Here is a 21,673-nt window from a genome sequence, read left to right on the forward strand (position 1 = left end):
CCGGGACCGTCGGTCGACCCCGCTAAGCCGGGGTCCGGCGCACTCAGGCGTGGGCCTTGAGGCCGCGCGCCGCGAACAGACGGACCTCGGCGCGCCGCTCGGCGTGCTCGTCCAGGTCCGACTTGGCCTTCTCCAGTGCGCGCTCGGCACGCGCGACGTCGATCTCGTCCGCCAGCTCGGCGATCTCCGCGAGCAGAGACAGCTTGTTGTCGGCGAAGGAGATGAAGCCGCCGTGCACCGCGGCGATCACGGTGCCGCCGTCCACCGTGCGGATGGTGACGGGACCGGTCTCCAGCACGCTCAGCACCGGGGTGTGTCCCGGCATGATGCCGGTGTCACCGGAGGCCGTACGGGCGACGACGATGGTGGCCGCACCGGACCACACCTTGCGGTCGGCTGCGACCAGCTCGACGTGCAGCTCAGCCAACGTGGGCTCCTAGGCTCATGCAACGCCCGATTACTCGGGAGTTTCGGTAAGAATAACGGCCCCGCGCCTCCGGCATGAAACCGGCGGCACGGATTTGACCGGAATCACAGCCGATGCGACGCGAGGGGTGGTCCCCAGGCTCGGGGGCCACCCCTCACGGTCACGCACAGCTGCTACCGGCCGCGATTACTTCTTCGCCAGCTCGGCGGCGTTCTTCTCGAGGTCCTCGATGCCACCGCACATGAAGAAGGCCTGCTCCGGGACGGAGTCGTACTTGCCGTCCGCGATCGCGTTGAAGGCCTCGATGGTCTCCGACAGCGGGACCGTCGAACCCTCGACACCGGTGAACTGCTTCGCCACGTAGGTGTTCTGCGAGAGGAAGCGCTCGATGCGACGGGCACGGTGGACCGTGACCTTGTCCTCCTCGGACAGCTCGTCGATACCGAGGATCGCGATGATGTCCTGGAGGTCCTTGTACTTCTGCAGGATCCCCTTGATACGGATGGCCGTGTCGTAGTGGGTCTGCGCGATGTACCGCGGGTCGAGGATGCGGGACGTGGAGTCCAGCGGGTCGACGGCCGGGTAGATGCCCTTCTCCGAGATCGGGCGCGACAGAACGGTCGTCGCGTCCAGGTGGGCGAAGGTGGTGGCCGGCGCCGGGTCGGTCAGGTCGTCCGCGGGGACGTAGATCGCCTGCATCGAGGTGATCGAGTGACCGCGGGTCGAGGTGATGCGCTCCTGCAGGAGGCCCATCTCGTCGGCCAGGTTCGGCTGGTAGCCCACCGCGGAGGGCATGCGGCCGAGCAGGGTCGACACCTCGGAACCGGCCTGGGTGAACCGGAAGATGTTGTCGATGAAGAGGAGCACGTCCTGCTTCTCGACGTCACGGAAGTACTCCGCCATGGTCAGCGCGGAGAGCGCGACGCGCAGACGGGTGCCCGGCGGCTCGTCCATCTGGCCGAAGACCAGCGCGGTCTTGTCCAGAACGCCCGAGTCGACCATCTCGTCGATGAGGTCGTTGCCCTCACGGGTGCGCTCGCCGACACCGGCGAACACCGACACACCACCGAAGTTCTCGGCGACGCGGTAGATCATCTCCTGGATCAGAACGGTCTTGCCGACACCGGCACCACCGAACAGACCGATCTTGCCACCCGTGACGTACGGGGTGAGGAGGTCGATGACCTTGATGCCGGTCTCGAACATCTCGGTCTTGGACTCGAGGTCCTTGAACTCCGGGGCCTTGCGGTGGATCGGCCAGCGGACCTCGACCTGCTTGTCGAACTCCGCCGGGTCGACGTTCAGCACGTCACCGAGGGCGTTGAACACCTTGCCCTTGGTGATCTGGCCGACCGGGACGGAGATCGCCGCACCGGTGTCGGTGACCTGCGAACCACGGACCAGGCCGTCGGTCGGCTGCATCGAGATGCCGCGGACCATGCCGTCGCCGAGGTGCTGGGCGACCTCGAGGGTCAGGGTCTTCTTGCCCGTGCCGTCGGGGTTGTCCACCTCGACGTGCAGGGCGTTGTACATGTCCGGGATCGCGTCGACGGGGAACTCCACGTCGACGACCGGGCCGATGACCCGCGCGACGCGGCCCGTCGCCGTGGTCGGCTCAACAGTGGTGGTCATACTCATTCGCTCCCGCGGCTAGCGTCGGCGAGGGCGTTGGCGCCGCCGACGATCTCGCTGATTTCCTGGGTGATCTCGGCCTGACGGGCCGAGTTGGCAAGCCGCGTGAGCGACTTGATGAGCTCGCCGGCGTTGTCCGTCGCGCTCTTCATCGCGCGGCGGCGGGCGGCGTGCTCGGAAGCGGCCGACTGCAGCAGCGCGTTGTAGATCCGGCTCTCGACGTACCGCGGCAGCAGCGCGTCCAGGACGCCCTCCGCCGACGGCTCGAAGTCGTACAGCGGGAAGATCTCCGCCTTGGCCGGCGTCTGGTCGCTGAGCTGGACCTCGTCCAGCTTCAGCGGCAGCAGCCGCGCCTCGACCGCGTTCTGCGTCAGCATCGACACGAACTCGGTGGAAACCAGGTGGAGTTCGTCCACACCGCCGGTCTCGGCCGTGAAGGCCTCGATCAGGTCGGCCGCCACGGTCTTCGCGTCACCGTACGTCGGCTTGTCCGAGAATCCCGTCCACGAGCCCTCGATCGTCAGACCGCGGAACGTGTAGTACGAGACGCCCTTGCGGCCGATGATGTACGCCACCACGTCCTTGCCCTCGGACCGCAGGCGCTCGGAGAGCACCAGCGAAGCCTTGATGGCGTTGGTCGAGTAGCCGCCCGCCAGGCCGCGGTCCGCCGTGATCAGCAGGACCGCCGCGCGCTTGGCGTTCGGGTTCTCGGTGGTGAGCGGGTGCTTGGCGTTGGACCGGGTGGCCACCGCCGTCACCGCCCGGGTGAGCTCGTCGGCGTACGGAGTGGAGGCGGCCACCGCGCGCTGCGCCTTGACGATGCGCGACGCGGAGATCATCTCCATCGCCTTGGTGATCTTCTTCGTCGCGGTGACAGAGCGGATCCGGCGCTTGTAGACCCGAAGCTGTGCTCCCATGGGTCGTTACGTCCTTTCCCTCGCTACCGGACTCAGGCCTGCTCGGAGAGCAGCTTGCCGTCAGCGGTCTGGTAACCCTGCTTGAAGGCGTCGATCGCGCTGGTCAGCGCGTCGATGGTGCCGTCGGCCAGCAGGCCGGTCTCGACGATGCCGGCGAGCAGGTCCTTGTGCTGCAGGCGGACGTGGTCCAGGAACTCGCGCTCGAAGCGGCGGATCTCGGCGACCGGGACGTCGTCCAGCTTGCCGTTGGTGCCGGCCCAGATGGAGACGACCTGCTCCTCGACCGGGAACGGCTGGTACTGGCCCTGCTTCAGCAGCTCGACCATGCGCGCACCGCGCTCCAGCTGGGCCTTGGAGGCCGCGTCCAGGTCGGAACCGAAGGCGGCGAAGGCCTCCAGCTCGCGGTACTGGGCGAGGTCCAGACGCAGGCGGCCGGCGACCGAGCGCATGGCCTTGATCTGGGCGGAGCCACCGACGCGGGAGACCGAGATACCGACGTTCACGGCCGGGCGGATGCCGGCGTTGAACAGGTCGGACTCCAGGAAGCACTGGCCGTCGGTGATGGAGATGACGTTGGTCGGGATGTACGCCGAGACGTCGTTGGCCTTGGTCTCGATGATCGGCAGACCGGTCATCGAGCCGCCGCCCAGGGCGTCGTTCAGCTTGGCGCAGCGCTCCAGCAGGCGGGAGTGCAGGTAGAAGACGTCACCCGGGTAGGCCTCGCGGCCCGGCGGGCGGCGCAGCAGCAGGGAGACGGAGCGGTAGGCCTCGGCCTGCTTCGACAGGTCGTCGAAGATGATCAGGACGTGCTTGCCGTCGTACATCCACTCCTGGCCGATGGCCGAGCCGGTGTACGGGGCGAGGTACTTGAAGCCGGCCGGGTCGGAGGCGGGAGCGGCCACGATGGTGGTGTACTCCAGCGCGCCGGCCTCCTCCAGGGCGCCACGGACGGACGCGATGGTGGAGCCCTTCTGGCCCACGGCGACGTAGATGCAGCGGACCTGCTTCTCCGGGTCGCCCGAGCGCCAGTTGTCGCGCTGGTTGATGATCGTGTCGACGGCCACCGCGGTCTTGCCGGTCTGGCGGTCACCGATGATCAGCTGGCGCTGGCCGCGGCCGATCGGGGTCATCGCGTCGATGGCCTTGATGCCGGTCTGCAGCGGCTGCTTGACCGACTTGCGGGCCATGACGCCGGGGGCCTGCAGTTCCAGGGCACGGCGACCGGTGGCGGCGATGTCGCCCAGGCCGTCGATCGGGTTGCCCAGCGGGTCCACGACGCGGCCGAGGTAGCCGTCGCCGACCGGAACCGAGAGGACCTCGCCGGTGCGGCGCACGGTCTGGCCCTCTTCGATGCCGCCGAACTCACCCAGGACGACGACACCGATCTCGCGGGTGTCGAGGTTCAGCGCGAGGCCGAGCGTGCCGTCCTCGAACTTCAGCAGCTCGTTCGCCATGACCGAGGGCAGGCCCTCGACATGGGCGATGCCGTCCGCCGCGTCAGTGACCGTGCCGACCTCTTCCACAGAAGCGGCGTCCGGCTGGTACGACTGGACAAAGTCGGCCAGCGCGTCCCGGATCTCCTCCGGACGGATCGTAAGCTCCGCCATCAGGCTTCCCTGCTCTCCTAGTTTGCGATCCTCGGCCCGCCATTGAGGGCCGCAAGTATTCGACTCTCGGCCGGGTCTTGCGAACCGGCCGTACGATGTACCGGCTCCTTGAGGAGCCGGTTTCCCGACCGAGGGTCGGATGTGCTGCTTCGGTGCTCAGCCTTCGAGCGACTGGCGAGCGCCCTCGAGGCGGCTCGACACGGTGCCGTTGATGATCTCGTCGCCGATCTGCACCCGGACGCCGCCGACGACCTCGGGGTCGACGTCGATGTTCAGGTGGACCTGGCGGCCGTACATCCGGCCCAGAGCACCGGACAGGCGCTCCTTCTGGGTGTCCGACAGCGGCACCGCGGTGGTGACCAGGGCCACCACGCGGCCGCGGCGCGCGGCGGCGAGCTTCGAGTAGGACTCGAGGCCCTGCTCCAGGCTACGGCCACGCGGCGCGTTGACGAGGGCGGTGACCAGCCGGACGGTGCCGGCGTTGGCGCGGCCGCCGAGCAGCTTCTTGATCAGCTCGGCCTTCGCGACGGCACCGGCCTTCGGCTCGGTCAGCGCGGCGCGCAGCTCGTGCGAGCCGCTCACCACCCGGCCGAAGCGGAAGAGCTCGTCCTCGACGTCGTCCAGGGAGCCGGCCTTGTCCGCGGCGATGATCTCCGCGTACGCGGCGAGTTCCTCGGTCGCGTCCACCAGGTCGCGCGAGCCCGACCAGCGGGAGCGGACCAGGCCGGAGACCAGGTCGACGGCCTCGCCGGAGACCTGGCCGGTCAGCAGCGAGGTGACCAGCTGGGCCTTGTCCTGGCCCGACCGCGAGGGGTCGGTCAGGACGCGGCGCAGCGACACCTCACGGTCCAGCACGGCCGTGACGGCGGCGAGCTCCTCGGCCAGCTTGGCCGCGTCCACCGAGGTGGAGTCGGTCAGGCTCTCCAGGTTCTGCCGGCCGGCAGCGAGGGCCTCACGGCTGGCGCCGATCACTTGGCCGCACCCTGAGCAACGGCGGCCTTGGCCTCCAGCTCGTCCAGGAAGCGGTCGATGACGCCGCTCTGCCGGGCGTGGTCCTCGAGGGACTCACCCACGATGCGGGACGCCAGCTGGGTGGCCAGCGAGCCCACGTCCTGGCGCAGGGCGGCAGTCGCCTGCTTCTTGTCAGCCTCGATCTGGGCGTGACCGGCGGCGACGATGGCCTCGCGCTGACGCTGGCCCTCCTCGCGCATCTCGGCGAGCTGGGCGGCACCCTGCTCGCGAGCCTGCTCGACGATGCGGGCAGCCTCGTGGCGCGCCTCGGCGAGCTCGGCGCGGTACTGCTCAAGCAGGGCCTGGGCCTCCGCCTGGGCGGCCTCGGCGCGCTCCATCCCGCCCTCGATCGCGTCCCGGCGCTCCGACAGCACCTTCTCGATGCTGGGGAGGAGCTTCTTGCCGAGCAGACCGAAGACGATGAAGAAGCAGAGCAGGCCGATGATGATCTCGGGCCACGCGGGAAGGAGAGGGTTCATCTTCTCCTCGGCCGCGAGCTGGACGATCGCCATGCTCATATCTGGACCTTCCTCAGAAAGGGTCTACGGCGGGATTACTTGTTGCCGAAGACGAACGGCATGACGATGCCGATGAGGGCGAGCGCCTCGGTCAGCGCGAAGCCGATGAACATGTTGGAACGGATGAGGCCGGCGGCCTCGGGCTGACGGGCCATGGCCTGGACACCGTTACCGAAGATGAGACCGACGCCGATGCCGGGGCCGATCGCGGCGAGGCCGTAGCCGATGGACGCGACGGAACCGTAGACAGTGCCCTCAGCGAGGAAGCTCATTGCAGTTGTCCTTTGCAGGGTGGTGAACCGGTGGTGATTGGCCACCGGGCGATCCGGGAGGGTGGTTCGGGGAGGGCCGGGGCCCCTGGCTCAGTGCGCCTCTTCGAGGGCACCGGCGATGTAGCTGCTGGCCAGCATCACGAAGATGTAGGCCTGCAGGAACTGGACCAGCAGCTCGAAGGCGGTCAGCGCGACGGCGACGATGAACGAGGCCGAGCCGTAGAGCGCGCCCAGGGTCGGGCTGAGCAGGTACCAGGAGGCGATGGAGAACATCACGATCAGCAGGTGGCCGGCGAACATGTTCGCGAAGGCTCGGACCGCGAGCGTGAAGGGGCGCACGAAGATGTTCGAGAAGAACTCGATCGGCACCAGGATGAACATGACCCAGCCGGGGATGCCCGAGGGCCAGCAGAGGTTCTTGAAGCCGCCGACGAAGCCGTGCTTCTTGAAGGTCAGCGTCATGTAGGTGATCCACACGACGCCGGCCAGGCCCGCCGGGAACGCGATCGCGGCCGTCACCGGGAACTGGGCGAACGGGATGATCGACATGATGTTCATCAGCCAGATGAAGAAGAACATCGAGACGAGCATCGGGACGTACTTCTCGCCCTTCTTGCCGATCGTCTCCAGCACGATGGAGCGCTTGACGAAGTCGTAGCCGATCTCACCGACCAGCTGCAGCTTGCCCGGGACGAGGCGCGGCTTGGCGAACGCGGCCCAGAAGAACACGACGACCAGCGCGGCCACGATGATCGAGAGCAGCATCGGCTTGTTGAACTCGAAGCTGCCGATCGAGAAAATCGGCTCGAACTGGAACTCGTTCAGGCCCGGGGCCGGGAAGCCGCAGCCAGCGTCCCCGAAGTGGCAACTGCCTGAGGCGAGGGACGTGAGTTCAGCACTCACCACGGACTCCTTCGTCGTGACGCATGGTTACGGCAACCTCGCTGTGTCGGCGTGGCCTGCGACCACGGAGCGGCACTGGAACTTGATGGGTTTCTCGCCGACCCCGCACGTCAGTGCGCTGCACCGAAGCGGGATCATCGAAGACTGCGCGGATCCGGGGGGCGATCGGTCCGCCGTGCGGACAGACCAGGCCTCTTCCCGTACTCCGTTGTTGCGACGGACGATAGCAGCCCGTCAGCGCGGCATAAACACCGCCCCCCTCATTGGGGGGACAGTTGGGCCTCGTCACTGTTGACGCCCCTTGTCGGAGGGCTTGTCGCCCTTCTTTTCGGAGGCGTCGGGGTCGACGTAGAAGGTCTTGGCCTTGAGCGCGCCGCGCACCTGGAAGCCCGTCCAGATCAGGGCGCAGCCGAGCAGGGTGAAGGCGAAGGCCTGCCGGTTGAAGAGCTCGGTGTTCTTGAAGACCGCGAGCACGATGCCGACCAGCAGGATCTGCGTGGTGTACACGAGCAGCGCCGCGGCCATCATGATCTGCGGGTTCGACCTGGTCAGCCGGTCGAGCGCGAACTGGCCGGAGGCGAAGAAGGCCATCACGAGCAGCGCGCCGAACAGGGCACCGAGCAGGCCCTTCCCACCGGCGACGGCGAAGGAGATCGCCATGGCGATGATCCCGGCGGCCGCAGTGGGAATCGCGGCGCCTCGGAGGATCCGGGCGTCGGTGGACGGCATGTCGGCAGCTCCGGCGGCATGTCGATGTGGCGGGGGGACGGGCACAGCGGTGGCGGGTGACACCGACCGGGAGTCACCGCGGGCCGCCCGTCGGAACGGCGGGCCCGGCGGGGGAGACCGACAGGGACGGAAGTCATCCACCTGTAGGTCTTTCGGCGTGTTCCCGGTACTCGTGAACGGTATCACAAACTATTTGATGAGAGCTTTACCATGAACGTGTGGCACCTGTCACACCAACGGCGCAATGTGTCCGCCGTTCGGGTGAAGGCGCTTTGATGGCACATCAACTCTCTTGTCAGTGGCGGCCGGTGGCCTCCCCCCGGTGGCCGACCGCGGTGGAGCCCACGCCGGAGTCCCGGCCGGCTTCACCGAGGAGTTGCTTGTCCTTCGCCGAGAGTTCGGCCATCGGACCGTTCTGCTGCCGGCGGTAGCGCGGGGGGACGAACGACTGCACCGCCCGCGGGGCGCGCGGCCGGAACCGCGGGGTGAGCAGCACCACCAGGCCGACCAGGCAGAGCCCGGCGAGCGTCAGGACGACGGTGCGGCCGGTGTTGGTCACCGAGAAGGCCACCGAACCGAAGGCGATCAGCGCGGCCCAGAAGTACATGATCAGTACGGCGCGGCTGTGCGAGTGGCCGACCTGGAGCAGCCGGTGGTGCAGGTGGCGCTTGTCCGCGGCGAACGGGGACTGGCCGGCCCAGGTGCGGCGCACCACCGCGAGCAGCAGGTCGGCCAGCGGCAGCGCGATGACCGTCAGCGGCAGCAGCAGCGGGATGTAGATCGGCACCAGGGCGTGCACGGCGGCGGTCTGCGAACCGGTCTCGTTGCTGATCAGGTCCGGGTCCACCCGGCCGGTGATGGAGATCGCGGCGACGGCCAGCATCAGGCCCAGCATCATCGAGCCGGAGTCGCCCATGAAGATCCGCGCGGGGTGCATGTTGTGCGCCAGGAAGCCCAGGCACATGCCGATCAGCAGCACGCTGAACAGCACGGCGGGGGCCGCGTCGGAGATCGTGTAGCCGTACCAGAGCCGGTAGCTGTACAGGAAGAAGGCCATCGCGGCGATGCAGACCATGCCGCCGGCCAGGCCGTCCAGGCCGTCGATGAAGTTCACCGCGTTGACCATGACGACGACCAGGACGACCGAGATGACCATGCCCTGGGTCGGGCTCACGGCGACCGGGCCGACGCCGGGCACCGGGAGGGTGATCACCGTGACGCCCTGCCAGACCATCACGCCTGCGGCGATCATCTGGCCGCCGAGCTTCACCAGGGCGTCCACGCCCCACTTGTCGTCGAGCACCCCGAGCAGGAACATGATCCCGGCGCCGGACAGCAGCGCGCGGATGTCGGTGCCCTGGGAGAACACCTTGCTCAGGTTGTCGAGCTGCGAGGCGACCAGGATGCCCGCGCACAGTCCGCCGAACATCGCGATGCCGCCGAGCCGCGGCGTGGGCTCGCGGTGCACGTCGCGGGCGCGCACCGGCGGCATGGCCCCGGCGGCGATGGCGAACTTCCGGACCGGGCCGGTCAGCAGGTAGGTGACGGCGGCCGTGCAGAACAGCACCAGCAGATACTCACGCACCACTGGCCTCCTGCATCACTGTCGAACGGGGAGATACCGAAGGTACTCCCCTGCCTTCCCGGGGTTCGAGGTGCGTCGCCACGGCACACACCTTATTGAGTCGGACGCCGGGACCGTGCATCGCGGTTCGCCCTCCCGGGTAGGAGATCCCGATACCCGCGAAGGAGCTCCGTCAGGCACGGTCGGCGAAGGCCAGCGCCAGCTCCCGGACCCGCGCCGCGGCGGGGGCGGGCGCGCCCCCGGTGAGCACCCGCGCGATCAGCCCGGCGATCTCCGTCAGCTCGGTCTCCCCCATGCCCTGGCTGGTCACCGTGCCGGTGCCCAGCCGGATGCCGGAGGCCTCGGCGGCCGGCGCCGGGTCGTAGGGCAGCGCGCACTTGCCGAGCAGCAGCCCGGCCGCCGCGCAGCGCCGCTCGGCCTCCGCGCCGCTCACGCCGAGCGGGCTCACGTCGGCCGTCACCAGGTGGGTGTCGGTGCCGCCGGTCAAGGGGCGCGTACCGGCCTCTGCGAGCCCCTTGGCGAGCGCCCGTGCCCCGGACACCGTCCGCTGCGCGTACGCCCGGTACGCGGGCCCGGAGGCCTGCGCGAGGGCCACCGCCTTGCCGGCCACCTCGTTCATCGCCGCGCCGCCCTGGCTGAACGGGAACACCGCCCGGTCGATCCGCTCGGCCAGCTCCGCGGTGCACAGCAGCAGCCCGCCGCGCGGACCGCGCAGCAGCTTGTGGGTGGCCGCCACGGTGACGTCCGCGTACGGCACCGGGGAGGGCGCCACCCCGGCCGCGATCAGCCCGGTGGTCTGCGCGGCCGAAGCGATCAGATAGGCGTCCACCTCGTCGGCGATCTCCCGGAACGCCGCCCAGTCCGGGTGCCGGGGGTACGAGATCGAACCCGCCACGATCGCCTTGGGGCGGTGCCGCCGGGCCAGGTCGCGGACCTGGTCGAGGTCGATCAGCCCGTCGCCCTCGCGCACGCCGTAGCCGGTGAACTCGAACCAGCGGCCGGAGAAGTTGGCGCGCGAGCCGCAGCTGAGGTGGCCGCCGTGCTCCAGTGACATCGCCAGCACGCCGTCACCGGGCCGCAGCAGCGCCGCGTACGCCGCCAGCATCGCCGAAGTCACCGACCGCGGCTGGACGTTGGCGTGCGGGGCGGCGAACAGCTCGCGGGCCCGGTCGATCGCCAGCAGCTCGGCGGCGTCCGCCAGCGCGCAGCCGGTGTGGTGCCGGCGGCCCGGGTAGCCCTCGGCGTACTTGTCGATCAGCGGGCCGGTGAGCGCCGCCAGGACGGCGGGCGTGGTCAGGTTCTCCCCCGCCAGCAGCTGGATCGTTTCGGCACGCCGCTCGGCCTCCGCGGCCAGCAGGTCGGCCAGCTGCGGATCGGCCCGGTGCAGTGCCTCGGACACCCGGGGGCGCCCGGTCGTCGCGGTGGGGCCGGTCGCGGCATCGGTGACGGTCATGGCGGGGCTCCCGGGCGCTGCGGGGACTGTGTCACCCAGCGTAGGACCGCTGCCGCCGCCCGGCCCGCCGAGCCGCGGCCGAACGACCCCATTCGGCGCCGCGGCGCGCGTCCGGCACCCGTCGCCGCCCGTCCGCGCCGGTCAGCGCGGCGCGGGGACGCCGGTGAGCGCGGTGACCACCGGGTCGACCGCGTGGAATATCTCCTCGCCGCAGTTGCGGAACATGCCGATCGGCGCCCCGTACGGGTCATCCAGCTCGTCCGACTCCGGGGTGGCCGCCAGCAGCCAGCCGCGCAGCGCGGCCGCCGCCCGGACCAGCGCGCGGGCCCGCTCGGTGACGTCGGCGCCGCGCCGGGGGTCCGGCAGGGTCCCCGGGTCTATCGTCCGCACCAGGCGGGTGAACTCCTTCAGCGTGAAGGTGCGCAGCCCCGCCTCGTGGCCCATCGAGATCACCTGGGCGCGGTGGTCCAGCGTCGCGGTGAGCACCAGGTCGGCCTCGACCACGTGCTCGTCCAGCAGCTCGCGGCCGGTGAAGCCACCGCTGTCGGCGCCGTACTCGTCGAGCACGGTCGCGGCGTGGTCCTCCATCGGCGCGCCCTCGTGGCCCCAGGTGCCGGCGCTCTCGACCAGGATCCTCCCGGCCACCCGGGGGCTCAGCCGGGTGTCCAGCTCACGCCGGGTCAGCCGCTCGGCGATCGGCGAGCGGCAGATGTTCCCGGTGCAGACGAACAGGATCCGGAAGTGGTCCAGCGGCCTGGGGCCCACGCTCAGGTACGGCGCTATGCCCGGCCCGGCGTGGAGCGAGGCGATGGGCGTCAACTGCCGGCCTCCAGGTCGGGGACGACCTCCCTCAGCTGCTCGACGCTGATCGCACCGGCCCGCAGCAGGACCGGGACCTTGCCGGTGACGTCGACGATCGACGAGGTGGCGGAGTCCTCGGCCGCCCCGCCGTCGAGGTAGACCGAGATCGCGTCGCCGAGCTGGCCCTGGGCCTCGTCGCAGGTCAGCGGGGACGTCCCGCCGATCCGGTTGGCGCTGGAGACGGCCAGCGGGCCGGTGGCGTTGAGCAGCTCGATGGCGACCGGGTGCAGCGGCATCCGGACCGCGACGGTGCCGCGGGTGTCGCCGAGGTCCCAGCGCAGCGAGGGCTGGTGCCGGGCGACCAGGGTCAGCCCGCCGGGCCAGAAGGCGTCGACCAGCTCCCAGGCCTGCTCGGAGAAGTCGGTGACCAGACCGTGCAGGGTGGTCGGCGAGCCGACCAGCACCGGCGAGGGCGTGTTGCGACCGCGCCCGCGGGCGGCCATCAGCTCGGCGACGGCCTCCGGCGAGAAGGCGTCCACGCCGACCCCGTACAGGGTGTCCGTGGGCAGCACGACGAGTTCGCCGCGGCGAACGGCCGAGGCGGCCTCGCGCAGACCCGTGGCGCGGTCCCCGGCATCGGCACAGTCGTAGCGGCGGCTCATCGGTGCGGTCCCCTTCCGGAGTGGCTCATGACAGTCACCACGGCCGTCGCTGCGGTCACAGCGCGGCCCTGCGCGCCGTGGTACGGCGCTTGATGTTCACGACCCGACCCTCCGGGCGGTCGTGCTGTGCTCGACTGTTCACGACCCGACCCTCCGGGCGGTCGTGCTGTGCTCGACTGCTCACGACCCGACCCTCCGGGCGGTCGTGCTGTGCTCGAATGTTCACGACCCGACCCTCCGGGCGGTCGTGAAACGCGGCCGGTTGTTCAGGTCACGGTGGTCGGCGGTGTCCGTCCAGCCGTGTTCCTCGTTGAAGATCCACGGCACCTGGCCGCCCTGCTGGTCGGCGTGCTCGATCACCACCGCGCCGCCCGGGCGCAGCAGTCGGGCCGCGACCCGCTCGATGCCGCGGATGGTGTCCAGGCCGTCCTCGCCGGAGAACAGCGACATCTGCGGGTCGTGGTCACGCGCCTCCGGTGCGACGTACTCCCACTCGGTGAGCGGGATGTACGGCGGGTTGGAGATGACCAGGTCGAAGCGGCCGTCCCAGGAACGGTCGTCCTCGAAGGCCTTGGTGGCGTCGCCGGCGTGCAGGGTGACCCGGGCGCGGTCCGGGCTGGCCTCGATGTTGCGCCGGGTGTACTCCAGCGCGCCCTCGTCCAGTTCGAAGGCGTGCACGGTCGAGCGCGGCAGCTCCTGGGCCAGGGCCAGGGCGATCGCGCCGGAGCCGGAGCACAGGTCCACCACCAGCGGCTCCGCCACGTCCATGTCGCGCACCGCGTCTATCGCCCACTCGACGACCGTCTCGGTCTCCGGCCGGGGCACGAACACCCCGGGGCCGACCTCCAGTTCGAGGTAGCGGAAGAACGCCCGCCCGGTGATGTGCTGGAGCGGCTCGCGCGCCTCGCGGCGGGAGACGGCCTCCCAGTACCGGGCGTCGAAGTCGGCGTCCTTCACCGTGTGCAGCTGGCTGCGCTTGACGTTGTGGACGTAGGCGGCGAGCTCCTCCGCGTCGAAGCGCGGCGACGGCACGCCGGCCGCGGCCAACCGCTGGGTGGCCTGGGCCACCTCGGCGAGCAGCAGGTTCATCCGTACGACCTCTTGTTTCTCCGGCTCCGGGCGAAACGCGGGCTGGGGCGCGCCGGTCTCAGTTCTCTTGGGCCGCGGCGAGCTTGGCCGCCGCGTCCTTGTCGACGCAGGACTGGATCACCGCGTTCAGGTCGCCGTCCAGGACCTGGTCCAGGTTGTACGCCTTGAATCCGGTGCGGTGGTCCGAGATGCGGTTCTCGGGGTAGTTGTACGTGCGGATCCGCTCGGAGCGGTCGACCGTACGGACCTGGCTGCGGCGCGCGTCCGAGGCCTCCCGCTCGGCCTCCTCCTGCGCGGCGGCCAGCAGTCGCGAACGCAGGATGCGCATCGCCTGCTCCTTGTTCTGGAGCTGGCTCTTCTCGTTCTGGCAGGACGCCACGATACCGGTCGGCACGTGGGTGATCCGGACCGCGGAGTCGGTGGTGTTGACCGACTGGCCGCCGGGGCCGGAGGAGCGGTAGACGTCGATCCGCAGGTCGTTGGCGAGGATCTCGACCTCGACCTCCTCCGCCTCGGGGGTGACCAGCACGCCCGCCGCGGAGGTGTGGATGCGGCCCTGCGACTCGGTGGCGGGGACGCGCTGCACGCGGTGCACGCCGCCCTCGTACTTCAGCCGGGCCCAGACGCCCTGGCCGGGCTCCGTGCTGCCCTTGGTCTTCACGGCCACCGAGACGTCCTTGTAGCCGCCGAGGTCGGACTCGTTGGCGTCGATGATCTCGGTCTTCCAGCCGATCCGCTCCGCGAAGCGCAGGTACATCCGAAGCAGGTCGCCGGCGAACAGGGCGGACTCCTCGCCGCCCTCGCCCGCCTTGATCTCCAGGATGACGTCCTTGTCGTCGCTCGGGTCGCGCGGCACCAGCAGCAGCCGCAGCTCCTCGGTGAGCTCGCCCCGGCGCGCCTCGGAGTCCTTCACCTCGGCGATGAACTCAGGGTCCTCCGCGGCGAGTTCACGCGCGGCCTCGATGTCCTCGCCGGCCTGCCGCCACTGCCGGTAGACCCGGGTGATCGGGGTCAGTTCGGCGTACCGCTTGGCCAGCTTGCGAGCGTTGGCCTGGTCGGCGTGGACGGACGGGTCGGCCAGCCTCGTCTCGAGGTCGGCGTGCTCGACGAGGAGCTCTTCGACTGCCTCGAACATGGGGTGGCCTTCTTCCCGGTGACTCGGAAACGTGTGGGGGGGGTGGGGAACTCGCGGGGGGACGCGAACGGCGCCGGCCCCCAGCGCCCCCGACAACGAGTACGGGGGCACCGGGAACCGGCGCCGAGGGAGCGCTAGGCCTTCGCGCTGTGCTGCTTGCCGAAGCGGGCCTCGAAGCGGGCCACGCGGCCACCGGTGTCGAGGATCTTCTGCTTGCCGGTGTAGAACGGGTGGCACTGCGAGCAGACCTCGGCGCGGATCTCGCCACTGGTCTCGGTCGAGCGGGTGGTGAACTCGGCGCCGCAGGTGCAGGTCACGCGGGTGACCACGTACTCGGGGTGAACGTTGGGCTTCAAGGGGTTCTCCTAGGTTTCGGGAGGGCACCGGGTCGGCGACTGGAGTGCCGCACGTGAACCGGGACCGACGGACCAGTCTGCCAGGACCGGCCGCTTCTTCCCAAACCGGGTCGCGTTCCGGGATATTCCGGGCGCCGTTCAGTGCACCGCGCCGGCCTTCGGGGTGGCCTTCGGAGTGGTCTTCGGGGTGGCCTTCCCGGCGCCCCGCGCGGCCGTCGAGGGGGCGGCCGTGGGAGCCGCCTGGGCGGGGTTCTCCGGCTGCGCGGAGACGATCGCCGACGGGAACGGCTGGTCGGCCCTGAGCGCCGTCCAGACCTGCCCGGCCTGCGGCTGCTGCGGGACCACCCGGTTCGGGTCGCCGGGGGCCGCCTCGACCGGCAGGGTGACCATGCTCAGCCGGTCCGGGCCTATCCCCTTGAGCTCCTGGGCGAGCCCCACCAGCGAGTTCACCGATCCGAGCGCGGAGTCGGTGGTGATGCTCCTGGTCACGGTGTCGCCGACGGACCACAGCCTGACCGGGTCGGTGAGCAGCCCGCTCCCCCCGATCTGCTGCAGCAGGGACTTCACCATCTGCTTCTGCAGCTCGATCCGGCCGAGGTCGCTGCCGTCGCCGACGCCGTGCCGGGTGCGCACGAAGGCCAGCGCCTGCTGTCCGTCCAGGTGGTGCTCGCCGGGCGGCAGGTCGAGCCCGCTGTCCTTGTCGTGGATGGCCACCGTGGTGGTCACGGTGGCCCCGCCTATCGCGTCCACGACCCGGGCGAAGCCGGCGAAGTCGATCTGCAGGTAGTGGTCCATCCGCAGCCCGGTGAGCTGCTCGGTGGTCTTGACCGCGCAGACCGCGCCGCCACTCTCGAAGGCGCTGTTGTACATCGCGCGCTTGGCGCCGGACACGGTCCTGCCGCTCGCGTCGGTGCAGTCGGGGCGGGTGACCAGGGTGTCGCGCGGGATCGAGACGATCTGGGCGCCGGAGTGGTCCTGGTTGACGTGCACCACCATCGCGGTGTCCGAGCGGGCCGTGTCGCCGGTGCTCCCGCCCGCCATCGAGCCGTTGTCGCCGCTGCGCGAGTCGGAGCCGAGCACCAGGATGTTGAAGGAGCCGTCGGTGGCGGCCGGCGGCCGGGCGTCGCCGAGCCGGCCGTCGATGTCGACGCTCCTGAGGTTGCCGTTGAGCCTGAAGTAGCCGTAGAGGGCCGCGCCGGCACCGAGGACGACGAGCGCGGCGAACGCGCAGGCGGCCGTCCGCAGGACTCTGCGGCGGCGCCCTGGAACCCTCTTGTGTGCGGCCATACGATCCAGAGTAAATCGGACAACATGATCCAAACGCCCCCAAGTTGTCCCGACTCTGGAACAAAACGGGCCCGGACGCACGGAACCCCGGACCGCTCGCGCGATCCGGGGTTCCGTGCTTCGACAGCCCTGCGGCTACGGTCAGTCGCCGGAGCCGGGGGTCGTCTTGGCGATCTGCATCAGGAACTCGGCGTTGCTCTTGGTCTGCTTCATCTTGTCCAGGAGCAGCTCGATCGCCTGCTGCGAGTCGAGCGCGTGCAGCACCCGGCGCAGCTTCCAGACGATGGCCAACTCCTCGTTGCCGAGCAGGATCTCCTCCTTGCGGGTGCTGGAGGCGTCCACGTCGACGGCCGGGAAGATGCGCTTGTCCGAGAGCTTCCGGTCGAGCTTGAGCTCCATGTTGCCGGTGCCCTTGAACTCCTCGAAGATCACCTCGTCCATGCGCGAGCCGGTCTCGACCAGCGCGGTGGCCAGGATGGTCAGCGAGCCGCCGTTCTCGATGTTGCGCGCGGCACCGAAGAACTTCTTCGGCGGGTACAGCGCGGTCGAGTCGACACCACCGGACAGGATGCGGCCGGAGGCCGGCGCGGCCAGGTTGTAGGCGCGGCCGAGGCGGGTGATCGAGTCCAGCAGGATGACCACGTCGTGGCCCAGCTCGACGAGGCGCTTGGCGCGCTCGATGGCCAGCTCGGCGACGGTGGTGTGGTCCTCGGCCGGGCGGTCGAAGGTCGAGGAGATGACCTCGCCCTTCACCGACCGCTGCATGTCGGTGACCTCTTCCGGACGCTCGTCGACCAGGACGACCATCAGGTGGCACTCGGGGTTGTTGTGGGTGATCGCGTTGGCGACCGCCTGGAGCACCATGGTCTTGCCGGTCTTCGGCGGCGCGACGATCAGACCGCGCTGGCCCTTGCCGATCGGCGACACCAGGTCGATGATCCGGGTGGTCAGCACGCCCGGGTCGGTCTCCAGGCGCAGCCGCTCCTGCGGGTACAGCGGGGTGAGCTTGTTGAACTCGGGGCGGCCGCGGCCGCTCTCCGGGTCCATGCCGTTGACGGAGTCCAGCCGCACCATGGCGTTGAACTTCTCGCGGCGCTCGCCCTCGCGCGGCTGGCGCACCGCGCCGGTGATGGCGTCACCCTTGCGCAGGCCGTTCTTGCGGACCTGGGCGAGCGAGACGTACACGTCGTTCTGGCCCGGCAGGTAGCCGGAGGTGCGCACGAACGCGTAGTTGTCGAGGATGTCGAGGATGCCCGCGACCGGGATCAGGACGTCGTCCTCGCCGATCTGCGGCTCGACGGGGCCGGCCTCGAAGCCCTCGCGGCCGCGGCGGCCGCGGCGGTCGCGGTAGCGCCCGCGCCGACCCCGGCGGCCCTCGCCGAACTCGTCGTCCTCGTAGCCGCCCTGCTGGACCTGCGGCTGCTGCTGGGCCGGCTGGGCCTGGCGGCCCTGCTGGTCGACCTGGCCGCCCTGCTGCTGGCCGCCGCCCTGCTGGGGCTGGCGGTCGGCGCGCTCACGGCGGTTGCGGCGGTCGCGGCGCGACTCGCGGCCCTCGCCGTCCTGGGCCTCGCCGGCGTCCTGGCGCTCGGTGCGCTCGGTGCGCTCGGTGCCCTCGCGGCGCTCACGCCGCTCGCGGCGGTCACGACGGCTCTCGCGGCCGTCCTCACGACCCTCGAAGCCGCGGGTCTCGGCCGGGCGGGCCTCGGCCTGCTTCGGCTCGGCGACCGCGACGGTGGCGGTCTCGGCCTCGGCGGCCGGGGCGGCGGGCGCGCCGGCGGCCGAGGTGGCCCGGCGGCGGGTGCGCTCGGTACGGGCGGGCGCGGCGGTCTCGGCGGCGGCCTGGACCGGGATCTCGATCTGGGCCTGCGGCTCGGCGGCGGCCGGGGCCTCGGCCGTCTTGGCGGCGGCCTTGGTGCGGCGGGCCGGCTTCTCGGCCGGGGCCTCGGCGTCCGCCTTGGCGGCGGTGCGCTTGGCGGCCGGGGCGGTGCCACCGGCGGCGAGCAGCGGGTCCCCGCCGCTCTTCTCCTTGATGGTCTCGATCAGCTGGCTCTTGCGCATGCGTCCGGTACCGGTGATGCCAAGGTCCGCGGCGAGCTTCTGCAGCTCGGCCAGGACCATGCCGTCCAAGCCCGCGGCGGCGCTGCGGCGGCGGCGCGCCGGAGCGGCGGGGGCGGCGGCTGCGTCCGACGCGTCGGCGTCCGGGCGCGCGCCCATCAGATCGGTGGAGTCGCTCACTAAGGGTCCTTCCCTGGAGCGGACGTCGGCCTGTCTGGCTCGGCGACCGGTTGTGCTGTCCTGACCAACGCTCGACTGCGTCGGTCCGAGGCGGTGATCCCTCGAATGGCGGGAGCCCGTCGAGGGAGAGCTACGTACGAGGTGCGGTGCTTGAAGCACGGTGGTGCTGAGTGGCGCGTGGGCCGGTCGTGTGTCGACCTCCCCTGAGGGCGTAACCCCCACGCTCCCTGCGAATCCCGGGCCCCCGTCGCGTGACGGTGGCCGCGCTCCGCCCGTCCTGGCCTCTAGGTGGGAGGCCGCGGGTGGGAGTCAGGTGCCGTCACGGCTTCGGGATGCGGCCGCATGTCGCGCAGGCAGGCTGCGTACGCGCTGCGGTGGGCTCCCGGAGAATCGTCGCCCCGTGCATCGCCGGGACTCCACTGCCGTGGAGTGCTGGGATCGGGACGCGGCGCACCTAGCCCCGGAGGGCACCTGGTGCAGCAATGAGGTTAACACTACCGACCCCCTCAGACATTCCCCAGCCTTGCGCTTGCCAATCGTGTCCGCCGGACCCGGCTCGGCGGGGTGCCGGCGCCGGGGCCCGAGCGGCCCGTCCGGGCTGGTCAGACCTCCAGCGGGAGCACGACGGCCCCGGTGCGGTCGACGTCCAGCCGGTGCGCGGCGAACGCCGGGTCGCCGCCGTGGCCGTGGTGCCCGGCGAAGGAGAGCACCCTGTCGGCGCCCGCCTCGTCGGTGAGCGCCAGGACGGTCGGTCCGGCCCCGGAGATGACCGCGGGGACGCCCTCGGCGCGCAGGGCGCCGACCAGGGCGGCGCTGTCCGGCATGGCGGAGGCGCGGTAGTCCTGGTGCAGCCGGTCCTCGGTGGCGGCGAGGAGCAGCTCGGGGCGCCTGGTCAGCGCCTCCACCAGCAGTGCGGAGCGGCCGGCGTTGACGGCCGCGTCGGCCAGCGGGACGGTCTTCGGCAGCAGCCCGCGCGCGGTCTCGGTGAGCACCTCGCCGGCCGGCACGAACACCACCGGGACGACCTGCTCGGACGGCTCCAGCGCGACCGCCTTGGCCGACTCCTCGTCGGTCCAGGCGATGGTGAAGTTGCCGCGCAGGCAGGCCGCGACGTTGTCCGGGTGGCCCTCCAGCTCGGAGGCGAGGGCCAGCAGCGCGTCGTCGTCCAGCGCGGACGGGCCGCCGATGGTCACCGCGCGGGCGGCCACGATGCCGGCGCAGATGGCGGCCGAGGAGGAGCCGAGGCCGCGGCCGTGCGGTATCCGGTTGGCGCAGACCACTTCGAGGCCGCGCGGCTGGCCGCCGAGCCGGTCGAAGGCGGCGCGCATCGAGCGGACCAGCAGGTGGCGCTCGTCGCGCGGCAGCGTCTCGGCACCCTCGCCGGCGATGTCGACGGAGAGCCCGGAGTCGGCGACCCGGACGACGACGTCGTCGTACAGACCCAGCGCGAGCCCGAAGGCGTCGAAGCCCGGGCCGAGGTTGGCGCTGGTCGCGGGAACCCTGACCCGGACGGCGGCGGCACGGAACGCAGGACCGGCCATGCGGTGGACTCTCCTGGGGAAATCGGGCGGCGCGGAGCGCGTCGTCGGTGCGAGGGCGGGGAACGGACCGCGGCCCCTCGGGGGCGGTCGGTCGCGGCGGTCGGTGCGGCCCGGGCCCGCCGGGCCCGGGGCATGTGCCACACGGCCGAGGCCAGAGTATCGAAGAGAGGTTCCCCAGCGGTACACCCCGTGGGCCTTCGATCTGGTGTGTTGCCGGTTCTGGCCGGATTGCGCACCCCCACCGCCGGGGGGAGGGGCGGAAAGGGATCGCGGTGCGCGGCCCGATTGACACAAAAGTGTCAACGGAGAATTCCGACGGGCCGACCCCCGAAAGGGTCGGCCCGTCGACGTGTCGGAATCCGTTACCGGTCGAGCAGTCCGAGGCTGCGGGCGGCCGCCTCCGGGTCGATCGGGACGACCTGCGGCTGCGGCGCGCCGGCCACCGCCCAGTCCGGGTCCTTCAGGCCGTTGCCGGTCACGGTGCAGACGATCCGCTGGCCCGGGTCGACCAGACCGGCCTCCGCCTTGGCCAGCAGACCGGCCACCGAGGCGGCCGAGGCGGGCTCCACGAAGACGCCCTCCTGCGAGGCCAACAGCCGGTAGGCGGACAGGATCTGACGGTCCGTCACCTTGTCGATGAGGCCGCCGGACTCGTCCCGCGCGGCGAGCGCGAAGTCCCAGGAGGCCGGGTTGCCGATCCGGATCGCGGTGGCGATGGTCTGCGGATTGAGCACCGGCGCGCCGTCCACGATCGGGGCGGAGCCGGAGGCCTGGAAGCCCCACATCCGCGGGGTGCGGGTGGCGAGGCCGGGGAGGATGCGGCGCGTAGCGCCTCCGTCAAGGGTGGCGGCGGGAGACGGGCGGGAGTACTCGCGGTAGCCCTTCCAGTACGCGGTGATGTTGCCCGCGTTGCCGACCGGCAGGACGTGGATGTCCGGGGCGTCGCCGAGCATGTCGACGATCTCGAAGGCCGCGGTCTTCTGGCCCTCGATCCGCACCGGGTTGACCGAGTTGACCAGCGCCACCGGGTACTTCTCGGACAGGTCGCGCGCGAGGGTGAGGCAGTCGTCGAAGTTCCCGTCGACCTGCAGGATCCTGGCGCCGTGCACCAGCGCCTGGCCCATCTTGCCGAGGGCGATCTTGCCCTGCGGGACGAGCACCGCGGAGACCATCCCGGCCCGCACCGCGTAGGCGGCGGCGGAGGCCGAGGTGTTGCCGGTGGAGGCGCAGATGACCGCCTGCGCGCCCTCCTCCTTGGCCTTGGAGATGGCCATCGTCATCCCGCGGTCCTTGAAGGAGCCGGTCGGGTTGGCGCCCTCGACCTTGAGGTAGACCTCGCAGCCCGTGCGCTCGGAGAGCACCTGGGCGGGGACCAGGGGCGTGCCGCCCTCCAACAGGGTGACCACCGGGGTGGCCGCGGTGACCGGCAGGCGGTCCCGGTACTCCTCGATCAGGCCGCGCCACTGGTGGGTGTGCGCGCCTCGGACGACGTTCTCGGCAACGGCGTTCATGG

General features: G+C 70.9%; 20 protein-coding genes. All 20 read right to left on the minus strand.

What is annotated here, in order from left to right:
* Window positions 1–43: 43 nt before the first annotated feature.
* Window positions 44–427 (minus strand): F0F1 ATP synthase subunit epsilon, encoded by a 384-nt coding sequence (locus tag ABZ449_RS18880; protein WP_030057524.1) that lies wholly within the window; start codon window positions 425–427, stop codon window positions 44–46.
* A 186-nt stretch (window positions 428–613) separates the two neighbouring features.
* Window positions 614–2,059: a F0F1 ATP synthase subunit beta gene (atpD, locus tag ABZ449_RS18885; protein WP_360346968.1), complete on the minus strand. Its 1,446-nt coding sequence runs from the start codon at window positions 2,057–2,059 to the stop codon at window positions 614–616.
* 2 nt (window positions 2,060–2,061) lie between these two features.
* Entirely contained in the window at window positions 2,062–2,976 is a 915-nt protein-coding gene (locus ABZ449_RS18890) for a F0F1 ATP synthase subunit gamma (protein ID WP_360346970.1), read from the minus strand.
* A 32-nt stretch (window positions 2,977–3,008) separates the two neighbouring features.
* Window positions 3,009–4,583: a F0F1 ATP synthase subunit alpha gene (gene atpA, locus ABZ449_RS18895; protein WP_360346972.1), complete on the minus strand. Its 1,575-nt coding sequence runs from the start codon at window positions 4,581–4,583 to the stop codon at window positions 3,009–3,011.
* A 156-nt stretch (window positions 4,584–4,739) separates the two neighbouring features.
* Window positions 4,740–5,555 carry a F0F1 ATP synthase subunit delta gene (locus ABZ449_RS18900; protein ID WP_360346974.1) on the minus strand — a complete coding sequence of 272 codons (816 nt, stop codon included), beginning with the start codon at window positions 5,553–5,555 and terminating at the stop codon, window positions 4,740–4,742.
* Window positions 5,552–6,112, minus strand: coding sequence for a F0F1 ATP synthase subunit B (locus tag ABZ449_RS18905; RefSeq protein WP_355252747.1), 561 nt, complete (start codon window positions 6,110–6,112; stop codon window positions 5,552–5,554). Before ABZ449_RS18905 ends, ABZ449_RS18900 begins: the two co-directional genes overlap by 4 nt.
* A 35-nt stretch (window positions 6,113–6,147) precedes the next feature.
* Window positions 6,148–6,384 (minus strand): ATP synthase F0 subunit C, encoded by a 237-nt coding sequence (gene atpE, locus ABZ449_RS18910; RefSeq protein ID WP_148642913.1) that lies wholly within the window; start codon window positions 6,382–6,384, stop codon window positions 6,148–6,150.
* Window positions 6,385–6,474: 90 nt separating this feature from the next.
* Window positions 6,475–7,287, minus strand: a complete 813-nt coding sequence (gene atpB / locus ABZ449_RS18915; protein WP_360346976.1) for a F0F1 ATP synthase subunit A — start codon at window positions 7,285–7,287, stop codon at window positions 6,475–6,477.
* Window positions 7,288–7,572: 285 nt separating this feature from the next.
* Window positions 7,573–8,016, minus strand: coding sequence for a hypothetical protein (locus ABZ449_RS18920; protein ID WP_360346978.1), 444 nt, complete (start codon window positions 8,014–8,016; stop codon window positions 7,573–7,575).
* A gap of 295 nt (window positions 8,017–8,311) precedes the next feature.
* Entirely contained in the window at window positions 8,312–9,601 is a 1,290-nt protein-coding gene (locus ABZ449_RS18925) for an MraY family glycosyltransferase (protein WP_360346980.1), read from the minus strand.
* 172 nt (window positions 9,602–9,773) lie between these two features.
* Window positions 9,774–11,054 carry a serine hydroxymethyltransferase gene (locus ABZ449_RS18930; RefSeq protein ID WP_360346982.1) on the minus strand — a complete coding sequence of 427 codons (1,281 nt, stop codon included), beginning with the start codon at window positions 11,052–11,054 and terminating at the stop codon, window positions 9,774–9,776.
* A 141-nt stretch (window positions 11,055–11,195) separates the two neighbouring features.
* Window positions 11,196–11,837, minus strand: coding sequence for a protein-tyrosine-phosphatase (locus tag ABZ449_RS18935; protein WP_355252781.1), 642 nt, complete (start codon window positions 11,835–11,837; stop codon window positions 11,196–11,198).
* A gap of 32 nt (window positions 11,838–11,869) precedes the next feature.
* Window positions 11,870–12,517 (minus strand): L-threonylcarbamoyladenylate synthase, encoded by a 648-nt coding sequence (locus tag ABZ449_RS18940; RefSeq protein WP_360346984.1) that lies wholly within the window; start codon window positions 12,515–12,517, stop codon window positions 11,870–11,872.
* Window positions 12,518–12,739: 222 nt separating this feature from the next.
* On the minus strand, window positions 12,740–13,606 hold the full coding sequence (gene prmC / locus ABZ449_RS18945; protein WP_360346986.1) for a peptide chain release factor N(5)-glutamine methyltransferase: 867 nt from the start codon (window positions 13,604–13,606) through the stop codon (window positions 12,740–12,742).
* Between the two features lie 58 nt (window positions 13,607–13,664).
* Window positions 13,665–14,741 carry a peptide chain release factor 1 gene (prfA, locus tag ABZ449_RS18950; RefSeq protein WP_360346988.1) on the minus strand — a complete coding sequence of 359 codons (1,077 nt, stop codon included), beginning with the start codon at window positions 14,739–14,741 and terminating at the stop codon, window positions 13,665–13,667.
* 134 nt (window positions 14,742–14,875) lie between these two features.
* A complete protein-coding gene (gene rpmE, locus ABZ449_RS18955; RefSeq protein ID WP_030057539.1) occupies window positions 14,876–15,097 on the minus strand; it encodes a 50S ribosomal protein L31 in 222 nt (73 codons plus the stop codon).
* A 138-nt stretch (window positions 15,098–15,235) separates the two neighbouring features.
* Window positions 15,236–16,384: an LCP family protein gene (locus tag ABZ449_RS18960; protein WP_360346990.1), complete on the minus strand. Its 1,149-nt coding sequence runs from the start codon at window positions 16,382–16,384 to the stop codon at window positions 15,236–15,238.
* 141 nt (window positions 16,385–16,525) lie between these two features.
* Window positions 16,526–18,619, minus strand: coding sequence for a transcription termination factor Rho (gene rho, locus ABZ449_RS18965; RefSeq protein WP_360346992.1), 2,094 nt, complete (start codon window positions 18,617–18,619; stop codon window positions 16,526–16,528).
* Window positions 18,620–19,221: 602 nt separating this feature from the next.
* Window positions 19,222–20,160 carry a homoserine kinase gene (gene thrB, locus ABZ449_RS18970; RefSeq protein ID WP_360346994.1) on the minus strand — a complete coding sequence of 313 codons (939 nt, stop codon included), beginning with the start codon at window positions 20,158–20,160 and terminating at the stop codon, window positions 19,222–19,224.
* A gap of 362 nt (window positions 20,161–20,522) precedes the next feature.
* Window positions 20,523–21,671, minus strand: a complete 1,149-nt coding sequence (gene thrC, locus ABZ449_RS18975; RefSeq protein ID WP_360346996.1) for a threonine synthase — start codon at window positions 21,669–21,671, stop codon at window positions 20,523–20,525.
* Window positions 21,672–21,673: the final 2 nt, after the last annotated feature.

This window comes from Kitasatospora sp. NPDC005856 (assembly GCF_040629945.1).
Lineage (GTDB): Bacteria > Actinomycetota > Actinomycetes > Streptomycetales > Streptomycetaceae > Kitasatospora.